This window comes from Rufibacter hautae (genome assembly GCF_008271695.1).
GTDB classification, from domain to species: Bacteria; Bacteroidota; Bacteroidia; order Cytophagales; family Hymenobacteraceae; genus Nibribacter; species Nibribacter hautae.
Genome location: NZ_VKKY01000001.1, coordinates 226,161 through 248,278 on the forward strand (window position 1 = coordinate 226,161; position 22,118 = coordinate 248,278).

General features: G+C 52.0%; 15 protein-coding genes. 7 read left to right on the top strand and 8 right to left on the bottom strand.

The window, feature by feature from the left end; all coding sequences use genetic code 11:
• Window positions 1-34 precede the first annotated feature (34 nt).
• Entirely contained in the window at window positions 35-2,143 is a 2,109-nt protein-coding gene (locus FOA19_RS00920; RefSeq protein WP_149088923.1) for a carboxy terminal-processing peptidase, read from the top strand.
• An 89-nt stretch (window positions 2,144-2,232) separates the two neighbouring features.
• Here the strand turns inward: FOA19_RS00920 and FOA19_RS00925 are convergent, their stop codons facing one another.
• The 4 genes from FOA19_RS00925 to FOA19_RS00940 form a co-directional block, all read right to left on the bottom strand.
• Entirely contained in the window at window positions 2,233-3,396 is a 1,164-nt protein-coding gene (locus FOA19_RS00925) for a trans-sulfuration enzyme family protein (protein WP_149088924.1), read from the bottom strand.
• 137 nt (window positions 3,397-3,533) lie between these two features.
• Window positions 3,534-4,439 carry a PorP/SprF family type IX secretion system membrane protein gene (locus tag FOA19_RS00930; RefSeq protein ID WP_149088925.1) on the bottom strand — a complete coding sequence of 302 codons (906 nt, stop codon included), beginning with the start codon at window positions 4,437-4,439 and terminating at the stop codon, window positions 3,534-3,536.
• A 476-nt stretch (window positions 4,440-4,915) separates the two neighbouring features.
• The gene (ggt, locus tag FOA19_RS00935) at window positions 4,916-6,631 is read right to left on the bottom strand and encodes a gamma-glutamyltransferase (protein ID WP_394344087.1); all 1,716 of its coding nucleotides are present in this window, start codon (window positions 6,629-6,631) and stop codon (window positions 4,916-4,918) included.
• A gap of 131 nt (window positions 6,632-6,762) precedes the next feature.
• Window positions 6,763-9,813 (bottom strand): Ig-like domain-containing protein, encoded by a 3,051-nt coding sequence (locus FOA19_RS00940; protein ID WP_190300241.1) that lies wholly within the window; start codon window positions 9,811-9,813, stop codon window positions 6,763-6,765.
• A gap of 653 nt (window positions 9,814-10,466) precedes the next feature.
• Here FOA19_RS00940 and FOA19_RS00945 point away from each other — a divergent pair.
• Complete coding sequence (locus tag FOA19_RS00945; protein ID WP_223808676.1) at window positions 10,467-11,495, top strand: hypothetical protein; 1,029 nt, start codon at window positions 10,467-10,469, stop codon at window positions 11,493-11,495.
• 170 nt (window positions 11,496-11,665) lie between these two features.
• Here FOA19_RS00945 and FOA19_RS00950 read toward each other — a convergent pair whose 3' ends face one another.
• Window positions 11,666-12,133 (bottom strand): hypothetical protein, encoded by a 468-nt coding sequence (locus FOA19_RS00950; RefSeq protein WP_149088927.1) that lies wholly within the window; start codon window positions 12,131-12,133, stop codon window positions 11,666-11,668.
• 334 nt (window positions 12,134-12,467) lie between these two features.
• On the opposite strand from FOA19_RS00950, the gene FOA19_RS00960 reads away from it, so the two are divergent.
• Together FOA19_RS00960 and lysS are read left to right on the top strand one after the other, a co-directional pair.
• Entirely contained in the window at window positions 12,468-13,463 is a 996-nt protein-coding gene (locus FOA19_RS00960) for an aldo/keto reductase (protein WP_149088929.1), read from the top strand.
• A gap of 235 nt (window positions 13,464-13,698) precedes the next feature.
• Window positions 13,699-15,219: a lysine--tRNA ligase gene (gene lysS, locus FOA19_RS00965; protein WP_149088930.1), complete on the top strand. Its 1,521-nt coding sequence runs from the start codon at window positions 13,699-13,701 to the stop codon at window positions 15,217-15,219.
• A 783-nt stretch (window positions 15,220-16,002) separates the two neighbouring features.
• Here the strand turns inward: lysS and FOA19_RS00970 are convergent.
• Window positions 16,003-16,539 carry a YtxH domain-containing protein gene (locus tag FOA19_RS00970; RefSeq protein ID WP_149088931.1) on the bottom strand — a complete coding sequence of 179 codons (537 nt, stop codon included), beginning with the start codon at window positions 16,537-16,539 and terminating at the stop codon, window positions 16,003-16,005.
• 116 nt (window positions 16,540-16,655) lie between these two features.
• Window positions 16,656-16,943, bottom strand: a complete 288-nt coding sequence (locus FOA19_RS00975) for a YtxH domain-containing protein (RefSeq protein WP_149088932.1) — start codon at window positions 16,941-16,943, stop codon at window positions 16,656-16,658.
• Window positions 16,944-17,198: 255 nt separating this feature from the next.
• Here FOA19_RS00975 and FOA19_RS00980 point away from each other — a divergent pair, with 255 nt between their 5' ends.
• The 3 genes from FOA19_RS00980 to FOA19_RS00990 all read left to right on the top strand — a co-directional run bounded on the left by FOA19_RS00980 (window position 17,199) and on the right by FOA19_RS00990 (window position 19,515).
• Complete coding sequence (locus tag FOA19_RS00980) at window positions 17,199-17,447, top strand: Kazal-type serine protease inhibitor family protein (RefSeq protein ID WP_149088933.1); 249 nt, start codon at window positions 17,199-17,201, stop codon at window positions 17,445-17,447.
• A 4-nt stretch (window positions 17,448-17,451) separates the two neighbouring features.
• Window positions 17,452-17,823, top strand: a complete 372-nt coding sequence (locus FOA19_RS00985) for a cupin domain-containing protein (RefSeq protein WP_149088934.1) — start codon at window positions 17,452-17,454, stop codon at window positions 17,821-17,823.
• A gap of 129 nt (window positions 17,824-17,952) precedes the next feature.
• Complete coding sequence (locus FOA19_RS00990; protein ID WP_149088935.1) at window positions 17,953-19,515, top strand: M28 family metallopeptidase; 1,563 nt, start codon at window positions 17,953-17,955, stop codon at window positions 19,513-19,515.
• 312 nt (window positions 19,516-19,827) lie between these two features.
• Here FOA19_RS00990 and recN read toward each other — a convergent pair whose 3' ends face one another.
• Complete coding sequence (recN, locus tag FOA19_RS00995) at window positions 19,828-21,486, bottom strand: DNA repair protein RecN (RefSeq protein ID WP_149088936.1); 1,659 nt, start codon at window positions 21,484-21,486, stop codon at window positions 19,828-19,830.
• Window positions 21,487-22,118 lie beyond the last annotated feature (632 nt).

A 22,118-nucleotide genomic window follows, 5' to 3' on the forward strand; every position in this document is an offset into this window, starting at 1 on the left:
TTTATATTCTAACAGACATTACTAGAGACAACATATGTTTTCATTAAAGACTAAGCTGGTCGCCTACGGTACTGCCGCCTCAGTGGTGTTTGGTATTGCCTCCTACCGACTGCTGGAGACGGATGGCGCCGCCCGTGATCAGAAAAACGAAGTGCTCACCAAAGTGCTGATGCAGGGTTTAAGCTCGGCGCACTACAAGCCTGAGCGTTTAGACGACGAATTTTCAAAAAAGGCCTTTAACCTCTACCTGGAGCGCCTGGACTATAATAAAAAGTTCTTGCTGCAGTCAGACGTAGACCAACTGCGGGCATACCAGACCCAGCTGGACGATGAGTTCAAGAACGGCTCTTTCAAGTTCTTCGACCTTTCCATGAGCGTTTTCCAGAAAAGGCTCAAAGAGGCCGAAGGCTATTACAAAGAGATTCTGGACAAGCCTTTTGAGTTTGAGAAAGAGGAGACCATTGAGGTAAAACCAGAGAAACTGAAGTTTGCCTCCTCCCCTGCCGCCCTCAAGGAAGAGTGGCGCAAGTACCTCAAATACCAGGCGTTGATAAGAGTGGCCGATGCCCTGGACAGCCAGCAGAAAGCTGACTCTGCGGGTTCTAAGGAAGCCAAGAAAACCATGCCTGAGATTGAGGCCGATGCCCGTAAAAAACTCAAAGACAACTACGACGATCTGTTCAAGCGAATGGGCCAGTTAGAGAACGAAGATTACCGTTCTTCTTACCTGAACTCCTTCGCCAACATCTATGACCCGCATACTGAGTACTATGCTCCTAAAGAGAAAGAGGACTTTGACTATGAGTTCTCCGGACGTTTGGAAGGCATCGGGGCCTTGCTGCAGGAAAAAGACGGGTTAATTAAAGTTTCTGAGATTACACCGGGTAGCCCTTCTTACCTGCAAGGTGAGCTGAAGCCCGGCGATGTGATCTTGAAAGTGGCCCAAGGCAACCAGCAACCGGTAGATATCTCCGGCATGCGCATTGACAAAGCCGTTACCTTGATCAGAGGTAAAAAAGGCACCGAGGTTCGTCTGCACGTGAAGAAAGTTGACGGTACCATGAAGGTGATCCCTATCACCAGAGACGTGGTGGTACGCGAGGAAGGCTATGCGAAGTCATTGATCATCAAAGGCGCTAAGCCTATCGGGTACATCCACTTGCCTGCTTTCTACGCCGACTTCAAAAACGCCGGTGGCCGTAACTCGGGCAAAGACGTGGCCGAGGAGATCCAGAAACTGAAGCAGGAAAACGCCCAGGGTATCATCCTGGACCTTAGAAACAATGGTGGTGGTTCCCTGCAGGATGTAGTGGACATGGTGGGTCTTTTCATCAAGTCTGGTCCGGTGGTACAGGTGAAATCAGCGAACGGTCCGGCCGCGGTGCTGGAAGACAGAGACCCGCAGGTACAGTTCAACGGTCCGTTGGTGGTGTTGGTGAACGAGAACAGCGCCTCAGCGTCTGAGATCATGGCCGCTGCCATCCAGGACTACAAGCGCGGGGTGATTGTGGGTAGCTCTACCTACGGCAAAGGCACCGTGCAGCAGTTCTTCGACCTTGACCAGGTACTGCCAGCTTCTTTTGACGCCGTGAAACCTTTGGGTCACCTGAAACTGACTACCCAGAAGTACTACCGCATCAGTGGTAAAACCGTGCAGTTGCGCGGCGTAACCCCAGACATCGTGCTGCCAGACACTTATACCTACCTGAAATACGGTGAGAAAGAGCAGGAATATGCGCTTCCATTTGATGAGATTCAGTCGGCTAAGTTCAACACCTGGAACAGCCCTAACTTCTCCATCGATAAGCTGAAAGCCTCCTCTAAAGCCAGAGTGGCCGCCAGCCCAACGTTCTCCTTGATCAACCAGAGCGCCATGCGCCTGAAAGACCGGACCGAGGTGTCTACCCGTTCTCTGAAACTGAGCACGTACTTAGCCGAAGAGCGCCGCACCCAGGAAGAGTCTAAGAAACTGGAGAACCTGCGCAAGAACATCCCGCAGCTAGATGTGGCTGGCCTGAGACCCGACGTGACCAAATTAGCCGGTGATACCGCTGCCTCGGCCCGCTTCTCTGCCTTCACCCGTAATGCCAAGAAAGACCTGTACATTCAGGAAGCCGTTTCTATCCTGAAAGACGGGTTATAATAGAATCAGATATCAACCTTCTAAAAAGGGCCGTTGCTGAAGTAACGGCCTTTTTTACGCCCTTTTCTGAAAAGAAGCCCTAAAACAACTTAGCCTTTCATCTTCGCAAAGGCCTGTTCCAGGTCTTTGATCAGGTACTCTGGGTCTTCCAGGCCAATGTAAAACCTGATTAAGGTGAAAGGCAGCGAGGACCGGTAATTACCTTCATTGTGAGCGGCGGCCGCTGGGTAGATCAACGACTCATGCCCGCCCCAGGAGGCTGCCATCAAGAAATGCTGCAGGCTGTCACAGAACCTATCCACCTCTTTGATTTGATTGGTGTTCAGTTTGATGGTGAACTGCCCAGTGTTGTTGCGCATCTGTTTCTTGGCCAGTTTGTACTGCGGATGCTCGGGCAGGAAAGGCCATAAAATTTCAGCCACTTCATCCCTTTGCTGCAGGTAGGCCACTACCTGGCGGGTGGTCTTGGCGATGCGGTCCATGCGCAGTGGCAGCGTACGCAGGCCGCGCAGCAGAAGCCACGCATCATGCGGCGACAAAACAGCCCCCAGGGTCATGTACTCGGCACTGAAAATCTGGTTGATGCGCTGCCGGTTCCCGCAAACTACGCCGCCCATGACATCGCTGTGGCCGCCTATGTATTTGGTAGCCGAATGTACCACCAGGTCCACGCCCATGGCCGCGGGGTTCTGGAACAGCGGTGACGCAAAGCTGTTGTCAATGACCGTGCAGATGTTCCGCTCTTTGGCATATGCCGCAACCTGGGCAATGTCCTGTAGTTCAAAGGTAAAGGAGTTGGGGCTTTCCAGGTAGTACAGGACGGTGTTCTCCTTGCTGGCCTCGGCAAAGTTGCGGGCATCGGTGCCGTCCACCATGGTGACCTCCACCCCGAAACGGGGCAGGAAATGACGCATGAGTTTGTTTGTCCAGGTGTAGGGTTTCTTGATGCAGACCACGTGGTCACCCGCCTTTACCTGCGAAAGTACCGCCGCCACTACAGCCGCAATGCCGCTCCCAAACGCGATGGCGTGTTCGGTTCCTTCCAGCGCGGCAATCTTCTTCTCCAGCATGTCCACTGTAGGGTTATTGCCCCGGGTATAGAAGTCCACCTCAAACTCATGCTGCAGCATATAGCGCATTTCATCTACGGTTCTGCAGGCAAAGTTGCTGGTCTGGATGATGGGAGGAGCCACGGCATTGAAGTACGCCGCCCGGTCTTCGCCAAGTTCGTTCAGGATATAGGAGAGGTCCATACAAGAAGAGGATAGTTTCTCCTTCTACTCCCGGCTTTTAAAAAGGGTTGTTCTGGTGAATTTTGCCTGAAGTAAGCACCAAAGAAAAGGGCTTGCCGTGTGTGGCAAGCCCTTTTCTTTGGTGCTGTATCTGAATATTAGAACCGAATGCGAAGGTTCGCTTCTACCTGTGGATCGGGTTTGGCAACCCCGGTGCTTTCCTTGGTCAGGTCAAACGAGGTCATAAAATGGACGTTGTCTTTGAGGTTAATACCGGCACTCACATTCCACGGGGCGGTTTTGTCAAACTGACCGCGATAGTTCACGCCGGCAGTCAGGAACTTCACATTGGCCACGGTCCCGAACTGATACTCCTGCTCTCCGTCTTTCAGCGGTTGGTTCATGAAGAACGACGGCGTAAGGCTGAATTCAGGGGCAAAGGCGATTTTGTAACCCGCTGTCACCAGCAATTCTCTGATGCCCTCGTGTTCAGCATCGCCCACCAGGTTATAGGTAGGCGCCAGCAGACTGGCAAAGGTAGCGCCGGCATAGAAGTTGCGCACTTTCAACCAGACACCTGCGTCCACATCGGGCCGAAGGTCGTTGTCATGGCCTACCATCTTCTTCTCTTCGTTGCGTGTTTTCTCCGCCAAGTCCACGTTAAAGTACTCGGCCGCTAACTGGGCTCCGAAGGCTAAACTGCTCTGCTCCCCTAACCTAAAACGTTTGGCGTAGCTGAAACCCAGTTTACCTAACCAGTACGGTCCAAACTGGTCATAGACCGCCACAACTCCAATCCCGTTCGGGTTCTCACTGTTAATGTATCCCTGGTAATGGGCAATGACAGAAAGCGGCGCCGAGGAGGCTGACCTGTTGATGGAGTTGAGGTGACCATTCATGCCGAACTCTCTTTTTCCCTCAGAGCCTGCAAAGGCCGGGTTCAGGTAAAAATAATTCTGTTGGTAAAGGCGCGGGATCACCATACGTTGCGGAGTAACCTGGGCCTTAGAAACGGTAGCAGCCAGCAGTAGCAAGCTGAAAACAACAATTTGCTTCAGATTCATTGTCTAAGGGTAATAGAGAAAATTTAAATTAATTGCGCAAAAGGTAGAGGTTGACGATAGGTACTCGTGTTTTGTGTATTTCCGTTTGATGTAGAGACAACTTCTTACCGCAAATTTAAGTTCATAAAATTGCAACCTTATATATTAAGAATTATTAATATTTATTTAATAGTCGGCTCTCTAAGCAAAATAAGCCATTTTTGCCCAATAAATTTTTTAAATATTCTTGGCTGGCAAGGCTAGAAAAAGCCTGAACCTACTACTATCCTGAGACAGTTTCTATCTGCTACACCCTCATCGCGAAAAAGCGAAATAGATACTTTTTCAAGAAAACAGGCCTAAAACAAGACCACGATTTTCCTACATCTGGAAACCGTGGTCTTGTTTTAGGCCTGTTTTACTAGAAATGAACAAAAACCGATGAATGCCTTTAGCGTTACCCTAAGCAACTGCCGTTAATCCTTACATTCTATGGATTAATAGCCCATTGCGGTATCATCTCCCCTAGGGTCTGCGCCACCTTCCCAAAGACCGTTCTTCAGTTTTAGAATGCCGTCCACGGCGCCGTAGTTAGGTCTGTTCTGCAGGGTGTGTCCTCTCTTCTGGAGTTCTTCCCTTACCTTAGGCGACAAGGCAGAGGCCTCGGGTTCTATTCTGTCCGGTAACCATTGGTGATGGAAGCGCGGGGCAGCCACGGCCTGCTGCATGCCCATGCCGTGGTCTACCACGTTTAAAATGGCCTGGAAAACCGACGTGATGATGGTGGACCCGCCGGGGGTTCCTACCACCATGAACAGTTTGCCGTCTTTCTCCAGAATGGTGGGCGTCATAGAACTTAACATGCGTTTACCCGGAGCAATGGCGTTGGCCTCTCCCCCAATCAACCCGAACATATTGGGCACGCCGGGCTTGGCACTGAAATCGTCCATCTCGTTGTTGAGGATGAAGCCGGCACCTTCCACCACTACTTTAGAGCCGTAGCCCCCGTTGAGGGTGGTAGTGATGGAGGCGGCGTTCCCCCACTGATCCACGATGGAATAATGGGTGGTCTGGTCACTTTCATGGGGCTGCAATGTACCGGCCATTACCTGAGTAGAGGAAGTAGCGTGCTCCATGTCCAGATTGGTCAACCGGTTTTTCAGGTAAGAGGAGTTTAGCAGATCGGCCACGGGCACTTTCACAAAATCAGGGTCACCCAGGTAGGTGGCGCGGTCAGCGTACACCCGGCGCTGGGCCTCGGTCATGACGTGCACGGTATTGGGCTGCTGCCAGCCCCATTGCTGTAGGTTATAGGGCTCCATCATCTTCAGGAGTTGCAACAACGCGATACCGCCGCTAGAGGGCGGAGGCATGGAAATCACTTTGTACCCGCGGTAAGAACCCGTAATAGCCTCCCGCCAAACGGAATGGTAGTCCTTTAGGTCTTGGTGCGAGATAAGTCCACCTCCCCTTTTCATTTCCTTTACCAGCAGATCGGCGGTTTCGCCTTCATAGAACCCGGCCCGGCCTTTGTCGCGGATGCGCTCCAGGGTGCTGGCCAGTTCCGGCAGGTAAAGCACCTCGCCTTTCTGCCAGGGCGTGGTCCGCACCACCATGGGCGTGAATTTATTCGCCTTGACAAAGCTCTCCTTCGCTCCGTTGAGCATGTTGGCTTCGCGCTCCGTGAGAACCACTCCCTTGCGGGCCAAGTCAATGGCCGGTTGTACTACCTGGGCCCAGGGCAGGCTGCCCAATTTCTGATGCATGGCTACCATGCCGTCTACCGCGCCGGGCACCCCCACAGCCAAATGGCCTAAGGTACTGGCATCGGGGACTACGTTACCTTGGGCATCCAAGTACATGTCGCGAGAGGCAGCCTGGGGAGCTTTCTCGCGGTAGTCCAGGGAACCTACCTCACCGTCCTGTTTTCGGTACACCAGAAATCCGCCGCCGCCAATATTGCCTGCCACCGGGAAAGACACGGCCAACGCAAAGCCGGTAGCCACTGCTGCGTCAAAGGCGTTGCCGCCCTTCTGCAGAATCTCCAGACCAATGCGAGAAGCCTCGGGATGGGCACTCACCACCATACCCTTCTGGCCCGTGGTGCCTTGTTGGGCAGGCAAAGAAGAAACAGGCTTATCAGCGGGTTTGCAGCCCACCACCTGCCAGAGAAACCATATAAAAATGAGGGAATAAGAGACGCCTTTTTTCATGTTGTTTTAGCGGAGTTTTGGCCAAAATGGCCTCTAAACGGACGGATACAAATTGAAATGTAAAGAATATATCGGCATAAAAAAAGCCTGCCGGAGAAGGTCCGGCAGGCTTTCCAGGAAGGTGGATGTGCTTATTTCTTGATGATTCTAGTTTGGTAAGACTGGTTACCCGCCTGGACTTTCAACAGGTACATGCCAGCAGCCGCCGCGCCTATTTTCTGCGATAGCAAGTTGTTGAGGGTTTGCTCTGAACCAGCCGCTTGCAAAAGAACCTCACCGCGCAGGCTGTACACCGTAACAGATAGTTTCTCTTTGGCTACTCCCTCTGGCAAACGCAAGGCAATTGCCCCGGTGGTTGGGTTTGGTGACACGGTGAATCTACCTTTCACATCACCTTTCACGCTCAGCGGATCACTGGTGGTGAAAGCGAAACGGGCTGACACCGGCAAGTGGTCTGAGGTAGTGTTGGAGTAATTGGTCACGTAGCTTCTTGGGTCTTCCACGGTGATGGAATTCTCCAGGTACTCATCGGTGAGCTCATTAGAGACGATGATGTGGTCCAGGAAGCTGTTGGAGCTTGGGAAAGAGAAGCCACCGTTCTGGGCCAACGTCTGGGTAAGCGCCTTGTAACGGGCAACATCGGTCACGAACGCGTTGTAGGAAGAAACGCCACCATCGTTGATAGAGCCTACCACGTTGTCGTTGAAGTCTCCCAGCAAGATCACGTTGTCATTGGCGTAGTGCGCATCCATAGAATCTTTCAGCACTCTCAAATCTGCCACACGGCGGTTAAAGTCGGTGTTAGCTGAGCCGGATTTGGCGTGGATGTCAATCACTCTTACGCGTTTGGTGATACCGTTTACCGTCACGTCAAAAGTACCCATGTACGGCAATCTGCCCGATGACCAGAAATCGTCATCAATCAGGGTAGTGGTACCGGCCACGGCTTGTCTGTACAGGCCTTCAAACATCACTCTGAAACCAATCGGAGTGGTAGTAGCGGTGTTGTAGATGAAGCCTATTTTCTGGGCCGGGAAAGGTGTGGTAGAGGAATTTGGCTTGATGGAGTACGAATACACCGGCGAAAGCTGCTTACCGTAGGTGCCTGGCAAGTTGGTCACCAACGCTTCCAAAGAGGCCTCATCGCTGATTTCCTCAATCCCGATGATGTCGGCGTTCAGGGTCTGCACCACGGTAGTGGCATTTCTGATCTGCAGGTCGGCATCGGCAGGGCCGTAATTGCCCGCGATTTTGGTACCGTTCCCGAAGAACTCCATGTTGTAGGTAGCTACGTCAAAGGTTTCTGATTTAAGGTAAGAGGATCCAGACAGCTGGATGGTTTTGGTTTCTAAACCAGTTCCGGCGAAGGTTAAGGTTCCCTCTACTTTCAGTTGTTTGGCGGTTGGCGCAAAGCGCACTTGCACGGTTTTGCCAGCAGCGGCCGCAGCTTCAGCTTCGGGGATGGTCACGGAAGAAGCGAAAGCGTTCCCATTGTCCATCGACACCTCAAAACCAGCCGAGGCGGTTACCGTGATGTTGCCGTACCCTACCGCTCTGAAGTTAACAGACTGCGCCGCAGACTTGGCTCCAACCGCTGTTTCCCCAAATACCAAAGCTTGGGAAGGAATGGTGTTGTAGCTGCTTACATCCTGAATCTTGAAATCATCAACGGTCCAGCGAGAAGCGCCGCTTTCTGTGGAGGTATAGACAAAAGCCACGTATTTGGCTGTCTTGGGCAATTCAATTCCCTGTGACAGGGTCCAAAGGTTGCTGTTAGAGGCAGGGAACACGCCCGGCACCTCAGTCCAAGTGGCAGCAGTTGGGTTACCGGTACCGGTGTAGTCAGAGGAGTACATCAGTTTCAGTTGGTTTCCGGCAAAAGCGGAGATAGTCCAGAATTCTAGCACCGGGGTGTTGGTGAAGGAAGCCAGATCCAATTGCGGAGAGATCAACCAATCTTCGTTCGGTACGCTGGCACCACCCACAAATCCGTTGATCTGGGCTGCTTTGTTCACGGTAGAGGCGTTGCAACCCGTGAGGCAGTCGCGCCCAAAGTTGGTGCTGGCCCACACCTGCGCGCCGGCCACGCTGACCTGCATCCAGCCGCTGTTGGTCAAGAAAGCCGGGTCATTGAAGTTCTGGTTGTAAGGATCAACCCCTAAACCAGACAGGTTAATGTTAACCGTCTGCGCACCGGCAGAAGTCTGGCTGATGGAGCCGGTGTTAGATCCTAATGCAGTCGGCGTGAAGCGCACGTACACTTTCTGAGCGGTGGCCAGTTCTTCTTTGGTGAACACCAAAGGCGTAGAAGCAAAAGCACCATCGGTTTTAGAGAGGACATAAGGCCCCGTCACCGTTACCGTCACATCGCCGGTAAGGTCTGTGGCAGAAAGGTCATATGATCTGGTCACGCTTTTGTTCAAGGCCGTTGCCGGGAACGCGATGGAAGCCACCGTTGAAGAAAGCACCGGCGTAGCGGCTGCGGCCGTGGTGAAGGTCCAGGTAGAGCCAGACAATCCGGCGTAGAAATTACCGGCTGCATCTTTGAAGGCCGTGTTCTCAATAAAAGCCGTGTAATTGGTGTTAGGCTGAAGGGCTGTGTTTTTGATGGTCACTTTGGAACCTGCGTACTCCACATCTGCATCAGAGGTGAATTTTGAGATGGGTTCGCCATTAGAGGTAAGGCCCACTTTGCCTGTTCCAGTAACTACTGGCTCACTGAAAGTCAGAACGAAGTCAGTGTTGGTGCCTACGTTGGTGGCGCCGTTGGCCGGGGTAAAAGAGGTTAAGGTTGGTGGGGTGTTATCTACTGTTAACAGTTGCACCGTAAGGTCATCCACGGCGTACAACCCATCACTTCCAGAAGCGTCTGAATCTCTCCATCTGATCCAGATAACCGCATCAGGAGCAAGGGTTGTCATGACATCGCCATTGATAGCTGTTTTATTAGCAGCTTCATTGCCGTTTACAGCCGCAGCCGCAGTGGTTGACGTTAATTTTTCAACCAGGTCCAGGCTTTCGACGGAAAGCCAGGTTCCGGTGGTTAAACTGGTAGCATCCAGACTGTATTCAAAAACCGTTTTTTCCAAAACTGTGGCGCTGCTTCCACTTCTCCATTGTTCCATGGTAGCGGCAATCCGGAGTCCGGTTGATTCATTTCCGGAGTTGTTTTTGAATTTCACCCCAAAAACAGGGATCGCTCCACCTGAGGCTAGGGAGCCGAGTGCTCTGTCTTCAGCCGCAGGGCTTCCTACACTATAAACGCCTCCTGAATTAGTGCCTCCATCTGTTACTCCCAAAGTGAGCGCAGCTGTACCTGTTCCTGCATAGCGGGTAAATTCCCACCCAGCTGGCATTCCATTTACTAAGTCATTGAAGTTCTGGCTATAGGCCGTCGCATTCAAATTGACTTGCCCAAAAGCACTTCCACCACTTCCCAGGCAGCAGAGTGCAATTAGCAGAAAAGTTAATTTTTGTAAAGGTTTAATCATAAAATAGAACTATTTGAAAGAATGGAGGAAGAAAGAGTTGATATAATGTGTTAATAAACAGCCGATATTGATGTCCGGAACCGGAAACAAAAGTAACCATAAGCATTGGATGATAAGTTACGTTTGGATTATTTTTTACCAGCCCTAAAAACTTTCTCTTCACTACTAAACACACCCTCTATTTTAATCCATTTTCTAGCCATTTAAACCCCTAATAACCAGCCATTTTAGCATTTATAAATTATTGGCTAATTATTTTATAACTTATTGATAAACAAGATGTTATAAACCTAAAATAATTAGCAAAAATGCAACTCTATGCCTTCCATTTCTGTTTAAAAAACATGAAGAAGGTGATAGATGAAAATGTGATTCCGCTCTTTCAGGAGGAGCAAAAACCGCAGGATTCTGCCTGGCGGCGGTCCATTCCGGCCCAAGTGTTCTTGAACTACTTTTTTGCAATCAACTACCATATCAGCCATAGCTCGGAAGAATCTGGCCTGAGAAACAATGCCTTTTTCAGACAACATTCCGCCGACCTAACGGAGCAGGATTTGGCGGCGATTGCCCGGATTCTGCACAACAGCTGGAGCACAGAATATGCGCTTAGAGCCACTGCGGAGCTAGGGGATGAAACGTACCTGCGCAATGCCCTGCACTGGACATTCCCGCAGGCGTATTACTCCATCTTTGCGGGGCTGCAGGCTTTCTTGTACACGCTGGGCACCAAGACCAACAACGAGTCAGCCATCAGAAGGGAAGCGGGCAGATTGGTGGTGAAGAATGCTTACCCAAGAGCCATTGGCTACTATGCGGCCGGGCCGTACAATGACTATAGCATCCATCGGCTGCCATTGGCGGGCTACAAGGCGGGGCTGCAGATTGCCGGCAAAGAAATTGAGGCGCAAGCCCAGATCGGGCAGTTTCTGCGCACCACCAGAAAGCTCACGGCCAACAGCATTAGGCAACAGGTGCAGAAGAACCCGGCTACGGCCATCAAGAGCAGCAAGACCGGCAAAGTGTTGGACAAATGGTCGCCGCAGCATTGGCAGCAGATTACCTGGCGCCTGGGGTACACCACGCTGTTTGATCTCCTGAGCCGTTTGCGCATCTCTTCCACCCAAAAAGAGATTGAGCGTTTTGTGGAAGCCGAGATTGACTTCAAACTCTTCCACGAGTGCTTGCTGTCCATTGTAAGTTACATGAACGGACTGCACGAGAGCTACGTGGCCCAGGCCATTGGTTTGGAGAAATACCGCAAAGTGGTAGCGGAACTGCCAGAGCACCTGAGCAACAGTTTCGTGGAGAACCGCTTACGCGCGCAGGTAGAGCCTCTGTTCCTGGATGGTTCTTCCCTCCAGATGGCGGCTTAATCTATGGAATGCCTGTGAGGAGGAGTGAATGATTGAATATTTTATACTAGCTTTTTCGGCCTGTTTTCGCAAAAACAGGCCGAATGCATTTTAAGGCAAATTGGTTCATCCCCTTGAATATCTACACATCCTCCCATCTTCAAATCCCCCAATATGCACATCTCCAAATCTTACTCGTGGCTGAATTTTTCAATCTGAATACCCTTAGCACCGGCAGTCTTCAAGGCTTCTATGGCGCATTGGTTGATTTGCTGCAGTTTCAGTTCATGGCCTTCAAACAGCGCCAATACCTCTGGGTCTACTGATTCTGGGTCTGCGGCAGTCTGCATGTGTCCGGCCTGTTCAATGGTGAAGCAGATGGACTTGATCTTCTCGCCTTTCACCCGCACTTGCGAAGCATTGAATTTAAGTAGGTTCTGCTTGAGGTAATCGCGCACGAAATCCCCCTCGTCAATGTCGGTCTCAGCCAGGCGCACCACCTCCTGGTAGCTGCGTTTATGCAAAAACTCCTTCAACGTGGGTTGCAGCATCTTGCGCACGGGCGGGTCGCTGATCTGGTGGGCGTAAATCAGTATGTTGAAGATCCAGCGCAGCGTTCCGTCGTTTTCCTCGAAGATCAGGCTCAATTCACATTTCATAGTCGGGGGATTTGTTTTTGTCTTTAACGGCGAAAACCCTTGAAGGATTACTCCTGCTGTGCTTTCCATCAGGTTTATCAAGTTTCAGCCCCACATACTTCATAAGCATAGGGCTTTCATTACCGGAACAGACCAAGGCAATTAAGGTTTTCGGCTTGCTCTTTCGCTTTACAGCTGTTTTCAGGAAAATGGCTTATGAACAGATTGGTATCCTGCGCTACACCAGCACCTGGGTGCAGAAAAAGGCTTCATTCCTTTTCTTTGGCTTCCGTAAAAAGAGGCGGCACATGCGACTGGTGCCGTGAAAACTGCAATTACTATAATTATTGAAGCAATGGAATACAGAAAATTAGGAACCACAGACCTGGAGGTATCGGTGTTGACGTTTGGCGCCTGGGCAGCCGGCGGCTGGATGTGGGGCGGCACGGAGCGCCAGGAAGCCGTAGACGCGATCAGAGCCGCCTATGACCACGGCATGACCTCCATTGACACCGCGCCTATCTACGGACAGGGCCTGAGCGAGGAGATTGTGGGTGAGGCCCTCAAAGGCATTCCGCGAGACAAAGTACAGATTCTCACCAAATACGGCATGCGTTGGGACCTAACCAAAGGCGATTTTGGGTTCAAGAGCCAGGACAACCAAGGCAAGGACATTGATATCTACAAATACGCCGGCCGCGAGAGTATTATCAAAGAATGCGAAGACAGCCTCCGCCGTTTAGGAACTGATTACATAGACCTTTACCAAATCCACTGGCCCGATGTGACCACGCCCATTGAGGAAACCATGGAAACCGTGGCGCAGCTCATCAAAGACGGCAAAGTGCGCCAGGCTGGGGTCAGCAACTACAACGTGGCCCAGATGCAGGAAGCCGAAAAGTACCTCACGCTGGCTTCTAACCAGGTTCCCTACAGCATGGTGCACCGCAACATTGAAGCCGATGTAGTGCCGCACAGCCTGGAGCAGAACATCGCCATCCTGGCCTACAGTCCGTTGGAACGTGGTCTGCTCACCGGCAAGATCAAACCAGGGCACCACTTCAACGAGGGAGACCACCGTGCCGGCCTGCCCATTTACCAGCCCGAGAACCTGGTGAAGGTGAACGCTTTCCTGGACAAGATCAAGCCGCTGGCCGAGGACAAGAACGCTACGCTGGGCCAGTTGGTGCTCCGCTGGACCATCGCGCAGCCGGGCATCACTATCGCGCTGGTAGGGGCCCGCAATGCCGAACAGACTATCCAGAACGCCAAAGCCATGGACGTGCAACTCAGCCAGCAGGAAATCTCTTTCATCACCGATGAGCTGAACAAACTGCAGTTGCCCGGCTAGTTAATCTGGGTAAAAACCCAAATTCTTACCTTGAAGCGTTTAGAGGCTACTTTTAGAAAAGTGGCTTCTAAACGCTTTTTTTGCGTCTTTACTGCCCCTTTCCGGAGGTGTGCAAATCCTGTAAACCAGCATTCTGCCCCAAACCCTTCTATTTCAAGCGGCAACTTCTCTATGTATGGGAATAATTTCCGAAATTCGCGCTTTGATTTTAAGCATACACTGAAAGACCGTTTCCATGCATTTAAGCGAACAGGAACTACGCCGGCGCCATGAGCGCGAAGAGCTCCAGAAGATGGGCATCAACCCCTACCCTTCCGAACTTTTTGACGTGACTGCCACGGCCAAGGATATAAAGGATAACTACGATCCGGAGCAGAACAACTACCAGGAAGTAAGCCTGGCCGGCCGATTGATGAGCCGCCGCGTGATGGGCAAGGCCTCGTTTGCCGAGCTCATGGACAGCTCGGGCCGCATCCAGATCTACGTGTCGCGTGACGACATCGCTCCGGGTGAGAACAAGGACCTGTACAACACGGTGTTCAAGAAAATGCTGGACATCGGCGACTTCATCGGCGTGAAAGGCTACGTGTTCAAAACCCAGGTGGGCGAGACATCGGTGCACGTAACGGAGCTGACCCTTCTGGCTAAGTCTTTGAAACCGCTTCCGATTGTGAAGCGCGAGGTAGACGAGAACGGTGTAGAGCACGTGTACGATGCGTTCACTGATCCGGAACTGCGTTACCGCCAACGGTACGTGGACATGGTGGTGAACCCCGATGTTCGCGATACCTTCATCAAGCGCACCAAACTGGTGAACACCATGCGCGAGTACCTGAACGAGCGCGGCTACCTGGAGGTAGAAACCCCTATCCTGCAGCCTTTGTACGGCGGCGCCGCTGCCCGTCCGTTCAAGACGCACCACAACACCCTGGACATGACCCTGTACCTGCGTATCGCCAATGAACTGTACCTGAAGCGTCTGATCGTAGGTGGTTTTGATGGCGTGTACGAGTTCTCCAAAGACTTCCGGAACGAAGGCATGAGCCGTTTCCACAACCCGGAGTTCACCCAGGTGGAGCTGTACGTGGCCTACAAAGACTATTACTGGATGATGGACCTGGTAGAGGAAATGGTAGAGAAAGTAGCCTTGGCGCTGCACGGCACTACGGAGGTTCAAGTTGGCGAGAACGTGATCAACTTCGCACGCCCTTGGAAGCGTTTCACCATGTTTGAAGCCATCCAGCACTTCACCGGCATTGACATCTCCGAGATGGACGAACCCCAACTGCGCGAAACCGCTTCCAGCCTGGGCATCAAGCTGGACCCGAACATCGGGAAAGGGAAAATCATTGACGAGATCTTCGGGGAGAAATGCGAAGGCCAACTGATCCAGCCAACCTTCATCACCGACTATCCGGTGGAGATGAGCCCACTGGCCAAAAAGCACCGCAGCAAAGAAGGCTTGGTAGAGCGTTTTGAGGCCATCTGCAATGGAAAAGAAATCTGTAACTCCTTCTCTGAGCTGAACGACCCAATTGACCAACGCGCCCGCTTTGAAGAGCAATTAGAGCTTGGCAAACGCGGCGACACCGAGGCCATGGTATTGGACGAGGACTTCCTTCGCGCGCTAGAGTATGGCATGCCGCCAACCGCTGGTCTCGGTATCGGGATTGACCGCCTGAGCATGATCATGACCAACTCGCAGTCTATCCAGGATGTGTTGTTCTTCCCGCAAATGAAGCCAGAGAACAATTAATGTGCTAATTAGATAATGTGCTGATGTGTTAATGAATCAGTATTCACGAAACAGAAAGGCCGCTCTAATGAGAGCGGCCTTTCTGTTTATGGGCGGGTTTCCTGAAAACAGCCAATAACCGAAAATCAGGAAAACCTTTGATTATAATCCGCTGGCGCGAGCTTCCCGCTCGTGTCCGCACGCATTGCTAATCCTCTTCTGCCTGCTTTACTATTTCAGGTATTCTGATTCAGTTCAAACCAACTCTTACCTTCTCTTGTCATTCTGAGAGGATTTGGCAGGTGAACAAGAAAAGCGTTGTAGTAACGTCATTACGGTTCGCTCCCAAGATCCTTTCAGGATGACAGAAAAAGAGAGAAAAACCTTTTTTTAAGAAGACGCGAAAAGCCTTCTTATCAACATTGTGTGAGGACACGAGCTGCAAGCTCGCGCCAGCGATCTCTAGAAGTAACAAACTGTTTTGGCTTCTTTTCAAGAAAAGAGCTCAAAACCAAAATGCCGTAAATGCAGAAAGCCTTCCCCGGTTGGGAAGGCTTTCTTATATTGGTTAAATAACTTCTACTCGCTACTCCTGGATGTGACTTTCGTCTGTGCTACTCAGTTATTCTAGTATCCCTCAAAAAGCTTAACCTATTGGTCAATTTTATTTAAGTTTCAACTTCATCAAACAACTTTGCGTTACTTCATCTGTTTCGCAATTTATCATTTAACCAATCATACTTTCTATTCTTTAACGGCCCGGTTACCAGAAGGTTACAAAACCGTTAGAAAAAGAAAATAATTTTACGCTGAGGCATCTGATCCGGTGCCTGTAGGCCCGGATTTGGAGGCGCCTTTGGCTCTGCTGGCTCTTTTTGGCTTGGTGGTAGCGCCTGAGGTGGTTCCGGCGCTAGTGCCTGTGGCATTTGCATCGGTATCCGTGCCCATGGTTCCGGCATCAGCGCCGTAGGCTCCGCCGGTTACGCCGGCTCCCATGTCTGATACTCCAGTTCCGGTAGCTGTATCCCGTGGATCGTCACCAGTCATCAAGTCCACGTTTCCGCCCGTTGGGTTGTTGTCCAGGTGCGAAGTAGGCGTGGAGTTAGAACCAGTGTTCACCACAGCAGGGTCTCCGGAAGATTTCCGTCCGATGAGCGCGCTGGCGCTGCTGCCTATGGCCTGTACCTTTGAACCCAGGTTAGACCCAAGTTTGGAGGCTGATTTTTTCAGGTTACCGCGCGTGGTTTCCCCCGCTTCTGGCGCCATCAAAACACCAGCTATGATTCCGGCACCGGCGCCGGCCAGCATAGCCAGAATGATTTTTCCATTATCGTCTTTCATGAGCTTTATTTTTATAGGAATTATGATTTAAATTAAATAACCCAATAACTCCTTAACGATAGTAAAAAACATTTAGTTATGCTGTCTGCCGGGCAAACCCGAGCCTCAAAGTAGCCTTATGACGGCGAGCCAGTGTTTCCTTCAGCAGAAGAACCGCTGTTATCGGCAGATTTAGTTGCACCGTTTGCGCCTTCAGATCCGCCCAGCAGGCTGGTTAAGCCGCTCAGTTTCTCCAGGTAAGGGGCAATCTGTCCGTTTACGCTATCGGCTAACTGACCGGCTGCTTTCAGCAGTCCATCGCGGGACTCTTTTCCGTTGCTAGGAGCCAACAAGATACCAGCAGCTAAACCAGCGGTGGCACCAGCCGCAAGGGCGATCAGAACTTTTGAATTGTCATTTTTCATAGTAAGTGAAGATAAAGGTTGATGATTTATTATGGTTTGTGCAAGCACAGCTGTATAACGCTAGCGCAAGCATCGGCAATATGCTAAACAATAAATATATATTGTAACATATATTCAAGCGGTTTACGCATTTATACGGATGAGGGTTAGTCGTTTTTAATCCATTTCTGGAAATAAATGCAAAAACCGCCGGCCAAGAACCCAATGCGCACGCAACTGGCTTATTTGCGTATATTTCACCAGACAATTAGCACTATGAAAAAATACCTTCTGCTCCCCGCATTTTTGCTGACCGGTGCCGCTTTCAGTTGCAAAAGCAACCAACAGGCCGCCACTGCCTGCATTGACCCTGCCAAAATAGACAATGAGCGCGCCTGCACCATGCAATACGACCCCGTGTGCGGCTGTGACGGCAAGACCTACGGCAACGCCTGCACTGCCGAGAGCGCCGGCGTCACTTCCTACACCAAAGGCGAATGCGCCGCTAAAACCACCAAAGACTAAAACGATGAGCGAGAAAAAATACTACTTGCAGACCGCGCCCTTCAGGGTACCCACCACAGACGGAAAACTCATTGAGGAACACTTCGGGCTGGCCAGCACCCGTACCGAGGCTTTCAGCGTAGCCCACATGGTGGCGCCGCCCCACTGGAGCGAGCCGCACCAAACCCCCGAGTTTGACGAGGTGACCATTGTGCTGCGGGGCCGGAAACAGATTGAGGTTGACGGTGAAGCGGTGGTGCTTTCGGCGGGCCAGACCCTGCACATTAAGGCCGGGGCCCGCATCCGCTACGCCAACCCGTTTGACGAGGAATGCGAGTACTGGTCTATCTGCGTGCCCGCCTTTGACATCAATACCGTCAACCGCGAAGACGAGTAAGCTACGGCCTTCTCTGCCGATGATCACATGAACTAGTAACCCGTTTCAGGCCTGTTTTATTGGAATCAGGTCTGAAACGGGTTTCCGCTACTGCCTTTCCTTTTCAGGAATCCACCAAACCAACTTCAAATGAAACAAACCTACTTTTCTCTTTTTACAGGGACCTGGAGAGTAACCGCGCTGGCCGCTGTGTCTTTCCTGGCCTTGGGCAGTTGCAGCAAGCCAGCCGCCACCTCGCAGCAAAGCACGCCCGCTTCTGCTACCAACCCGCCGGCGCTCTCCATGATCAGGGAAGATGATCTGCGCCGTGATCTGTTCTCCTTGGCCAGCGACAGCCTGCGTGGCCGCCGGGCCGGCGAGACCGAAGAACTACGCGCCGCCGCCTGGATGGCCGAACGCGCCCGCGAAGCCGGGCTGCTGCCGGCGGGCGATGACGGTACTTATTTCCAGTTCTTCCCGCTGCGCCGGACGCAGGTCTCTCCCCGAAGCCAGATTACGCTGAATGGCCGCAGACTGCAACTGAACAAAGAAGTGTGGGTAACCTCGCCGGTAGAAGGCCAGGTGGAAGGAACGCCGGTTTTCCTCAACGCTCTCGCCGATACTACCCGGCAGAATCTGCGAGGTAAGATTGTGACCATGAAATTGCTGCCTCCTACCACCCTGCCGGCGCCGGGCATGAGTCTATGGGGTTATCGCTACATCTTATCGGCGGTACGTCAGCAGGGCTCCATTCTAACCAGAGCCGGGGCCGCCGCCATTGTACTCATCGCAGACTCCACCACCCAGGCCAGCTTGGCTTTCGCGGGTCATGGGTTTGAGGAAGGCACTTACGGACTGGACAATCCAGGCGCAAACGTGCAGGTTACCTCCAGAGCGGTTCCTACGCTAATTGTGCTGCCCACCGTGGGCGGGCAATCCATGCAGGACAACCTACGCAAGCCATCCGGTATCTCCAGAATCCAGGTCAAGGTGGACAGCTATATTTACCCATCGGCCAACGTGGTGGCCCGGGCGCCGGGCGCCGATCCTTCCCTTAAAAATGAGTACGTGCTGTTCAGCGGCCATCATGACCATGACGGCGTGGGCACGCCCATCAACGGGGATTCCATTTGGAACGGGGCCGACGATAATGGAACGGTAAGCGTGGCTATGCTGGCCATAGCGCGCGCCTGGAAACAGAACCCAGGCCAGCGCTCGGCCTTGTTTGTCTGGCACGGCGCCGAGGAACGCGGCCTGCTGGGCTCCCGCTGGTACGCCGAGAACCCCACGGTAAAGAAAGAGTCTATTGTAGCCGTGCTCAACGGCGACATGATTGGCCGAAACGCGCCAGATTCCGCTGCGCTTCTGGGCTCCATTAAGCCGCACCGCAACTCCTCTGCTTTAGTAGACATGGCCATGCAAGCAAATCAGAACTTCACCAAGTTCAAGATAGACACCTCCTGGGACGAGCAGCGCCACCCCGAGGGCTGGTATTTCCGGAGCGACCACCTACCGTATGCGCGCGTAGGCATTCCGGCCATCTTCTTCACCACCCTCCTGCACCCAGACTACCACACGCCCCGCGACGAGGCCGACCGGATAGACATCTCTAAACTGGCTAAGATGACCCGATGGATGTACGCCACCGGTTGGGCCATCTCCAACACTCCGCAGCGCCCCACCGTGGACCCTGATTTCAAATTGGAGCGGTAACGTTTAGCTGCTAATTTCCTGAAAACAGGCTATAAACAGAAAAGCCTCTGCTGGTTAGCAGAGGCTTTTCTGTTTTATGAGGGTAAAAAGACTAATGATTTAGTTTTCACAAGCCGTTGTTGGTGTTATCATAAATAACCGGTATTGCAGTGGCAACCGAATTGGGCAACCACAAGGGATTGCCCCTACTTTGGAACGCTGTGATCGGCAGATGTAAACACCCCTCTACGCACCCCTCAAGGGGAGAATCTTCAAACTGCAAACCTTTTTAGCCTCATATCTAAAAAACAAGCCCGAAACGCTCTTCCCTCACTAGGCACTCAGCGCCAGGAGTTCTTTCGCGCTTTGGAAGGCGTTTTCCGAAGGGTTGGCCCCGGCGATCATCTGGGCGATCTCCACTACGCGTTCTTCGTGGCTCAACTGACGCACGCGGCTGATGGTGCGGTCGGCGCGGTCTTCTTTGTAGACGAAGTAGTGCGTATCGCCTTGGGCGGCCATCTGCGGCAAATGCGAGATACAGATCAACTGGTGCTTCTGAGACATCTGCTGCATCATGCGGCCAACTTTTACGGCAATCTCACCGGAGATCCCGGTGTCAATCTCATCGAAGATAATAGTAGGCAGGGCAGTTTTGTCGGCGAGCAGGTACTTCACGCAGAGCATCAAACGGGAGAACTCCCCACCTGAGGCGGCTTTGCTTAGGGTCTGCGGCGAAGCGCCTTTGTTCGCGCTGAACAGGATGTTGACCACGTCAATTCCGGTAGGCGCCGGAGCCGAAATCTTATGCTCGAAAACCACGCGCGCGTTAGGCATCCCCAACTCAAAGAGCAGGCTGTGCAACTCGTCCTGGAAGGTGGTGAAGATGCCGGTGCGGCTCTTGGATAATTCCTCGGCGCGGGCTTCCACTTCCTGCAGGGCAGCGGTCAAGGCTTTCTTGGTTTTCTCAATGGCGGCATCCAGGTTATGGACACTGCTCACTTTTATCTCCAGCTCGGCTTGCAGGGCCAGTAACTCCTCCACGGTGCGCACCTGGTGCTTGCGTTGCAGGGTATAGATGAGGTCTAGGCGCTCCTGCAGTTGCTCGGCGCGCTGCGGATCGGCCTCGGTTTTCCGCTCGGCGTCTTCCAGCTCTCCCCCAATATCATTGAGTTCGATGAGGCAGCTGTCCAAACGCTCTTTCAGGGTCTGGAAACTCTCGCCGTATTCAGTTACCTGGCCCAACAGGTGACTAGCATCTTTGAGGGCACTGGCGGCGTTGTACTCGCTCTCTGAGATGTACTGCAGGGCCTGGCTCAGCTTCAGCTTGATCTCCTCGGCGTGCTCCAGTTGCTTCAGCTCCACCTCGTGGCTTTCCTGCTCCTCGGCTTGTAAGTTGGCCTCAGACAACTCGTTCAGCAAGAAAGTATTGTAATCCAGTTCCTTTTGGCTTTGGGCCAATTGGCTTTCCAGGTCTTTGTACTCGCGCTCCAGCTTTTTATAGGTGCGGTAAGACACACCGTAGCGGGTGCGCAGTTCCTCGTTCTGGGCGTACAGGTCCACAATGTTCAGTTGGTAACCCTGGTCACCCAAAAGCAACGTGTCATGCTGCGAGTGGATGTCCATGAGCTGGTCGCCTATGCGGCGCAGTTGGTCCAGGGTCACCGGCGTGTCGTTCACAAAGGCACGCGACTTTCCGCTGGGGCTGATCTCGCGGCGCAGCAGGCTCACAGGCTCAAAATCCAGGTCTTCCTCCTCAAAAAAAGCAGCCAGGTTGTACTCAGAGATATTGAAGGAGCCTTCAATCACGCATTTCTCGTTCTGGTTGAACAGCAACTTTGAATCTGCGCGGTTGCCCAACAGCAACCCGATGGCTCCCAGCATGATAGATTTACCAGCACCCGTTTCACCGGTTATAATGTTCAGCAGCGGCGATGGTTGCATCTCCAACTGTTCAATGAGGGCGTAATTTTTTATCTTAAGATCTACGAGCATAAAGTAGGAATGCCTCTTTCAGTTTGCGTTGTGATGGTGTACTCCAATAGACAAAGATGCTAATTTATTTAGTTTCAAGACTAATAAATATAGCCTAATTTATTTCCAGAAAACCGCTGCCGCGAGAGGAAAATCCTATAAAAGCCAGGCTCCTATTCCAGTACGTGCCGCAGCGGTAAACGGTGCAGCTTCTTTCTTTTATGGTTTTATGAAAGGCTCCAGGCCCGAAATCATCAACAACCTCTGCCTTCTCTCTGTTCCGGCCACCGGCACAAAACCCTGCCCTTTACGAAGGAAACAGCAACTTGCTTCTACACAGCATAGGCTGTTAAAGAAACGTGATTTTTTCCTCATAGTAAAGCCTTGGTCACCCGGAAGATTGAATGGCATATGAGTTATGAATCAAGTTAATTCATATGGCTTGCAATTTGGGCCTGTTTTCTAAAAACTAGCCTTAAAACCAAAGAAGAAGTTTATACCCCAGGAAGAACCTTTGCCATGCTTATATCTTCCGCAACTGAACCTCACTGACAAGACTTTCATTTGCCCTAAAACGAAAATGAGCGCTCCCTTTTATGCCAGTTTAAGGCAGAAAGGGGAGCGCTCATTTTAAATGTGTTTTCCTGAAAACA

Excerpts from the sequence above, each read along its gene's own strand:
- FOA19_RS00920 (WP_149088923.1), top strand. The coding sequence starts at position 35 with ATGTTTTCATTAAAGACTAAGCTGGTCGCCTACGGTACTGCCGCCTCA.
- FOA19_RS00925 (WP_149088924.1), bottom strand. The coding sequence starts at position 3,396 with ATGGACCTCTCCTATATCCTGAACGAACTTGGCGAAGACCGGGCGGCG.
- FOA19_RS00930 (WP_149088925.1), bottom strand. The coding sequence starts at position 4,439 with ATGAATCTGAAGCAAATTGTTGTTTTCAGCTTGCTACTGCTGGCTGCT.
- ggt (WP_394344087.1), bottom strand. The coding sequence starts at position 6,631 with ATGAAAAAAGGCGTCTCTTATTCCCTCATTTTTATATGGTTTCTCTGG.
- FOA19_RS00945 (WP_223808676.1), top strand. The coding sequence starts at position 10,467 with ATGAAGAAGGTGATAGATGAAAATGTGATTCCGCTCTTTCAGGAGGAG.
- FOA19_RS00950 (WP_149088927.1), bottom strand. The coding sequence starts at position 12,133 with ATGAAATGTGAATTGAGCCTGATCTTCGAGGAAAACGACGGAACGCTG.
- FOA19_RS00960 (WP_149088929.1), top strand. The coding sequence starts at position 12,468 with ATGGAATACAGAAAATTAGGAACCACAGACCTGGAGGTATCGGTGTTG.
- lysS (WP_149088930.1), top strand. The coding sequence starts at position 13,699 with ATGCATTTAAGCGAACAGGAACTACGCCGGCGCCATGAGCGCGAAGAG.
- FOA19_RS00970 (WP_149088931.1), bottom strand. The coding sequence starts at position 16,539 with ATGAAAGACGATAATGGAAAAATCATTCTGGCTATGCTGGCCGGCGCC.
- FOA19_RS00975 (WP_149088932.1), bottom strand. The coding sequence starts at position 16,943 with ATGAAAAATGACAATTCAAAAGTTCTGATCGCCCTTGCGGCTGGTGCC.
- FOA19_RS00980 (WP_149088933.1), top strand. The coding sequence starts at position 17,199 with ATGAAAAAATACCTTCTGCTCCCCGCATTTTTGCTGACCGGTGCCGCT.
- FOA19_RS00985 (WP_149088934.1), top strand. The coding sequence starts at position 17,452 with ATGAGCGAGAAAAAATACTACTTGCAGACCGCGCCCTTCAGGGTACCC.
- FOA19_RS00990 (WP_149088935.1), top strand. The coding sequence starts at position 17,953 with ATGAAACAAACCTACTTTTCTCTTTTTACAGGGACCTGGAGAGTAACC.
- recN (WP_149088936.1), bottom strand. The coding sequence starts at position 21,486 with ATGCTCGTAGATCTTAAGATAAAAAATTACGCCCTCATTGAACAGTTG.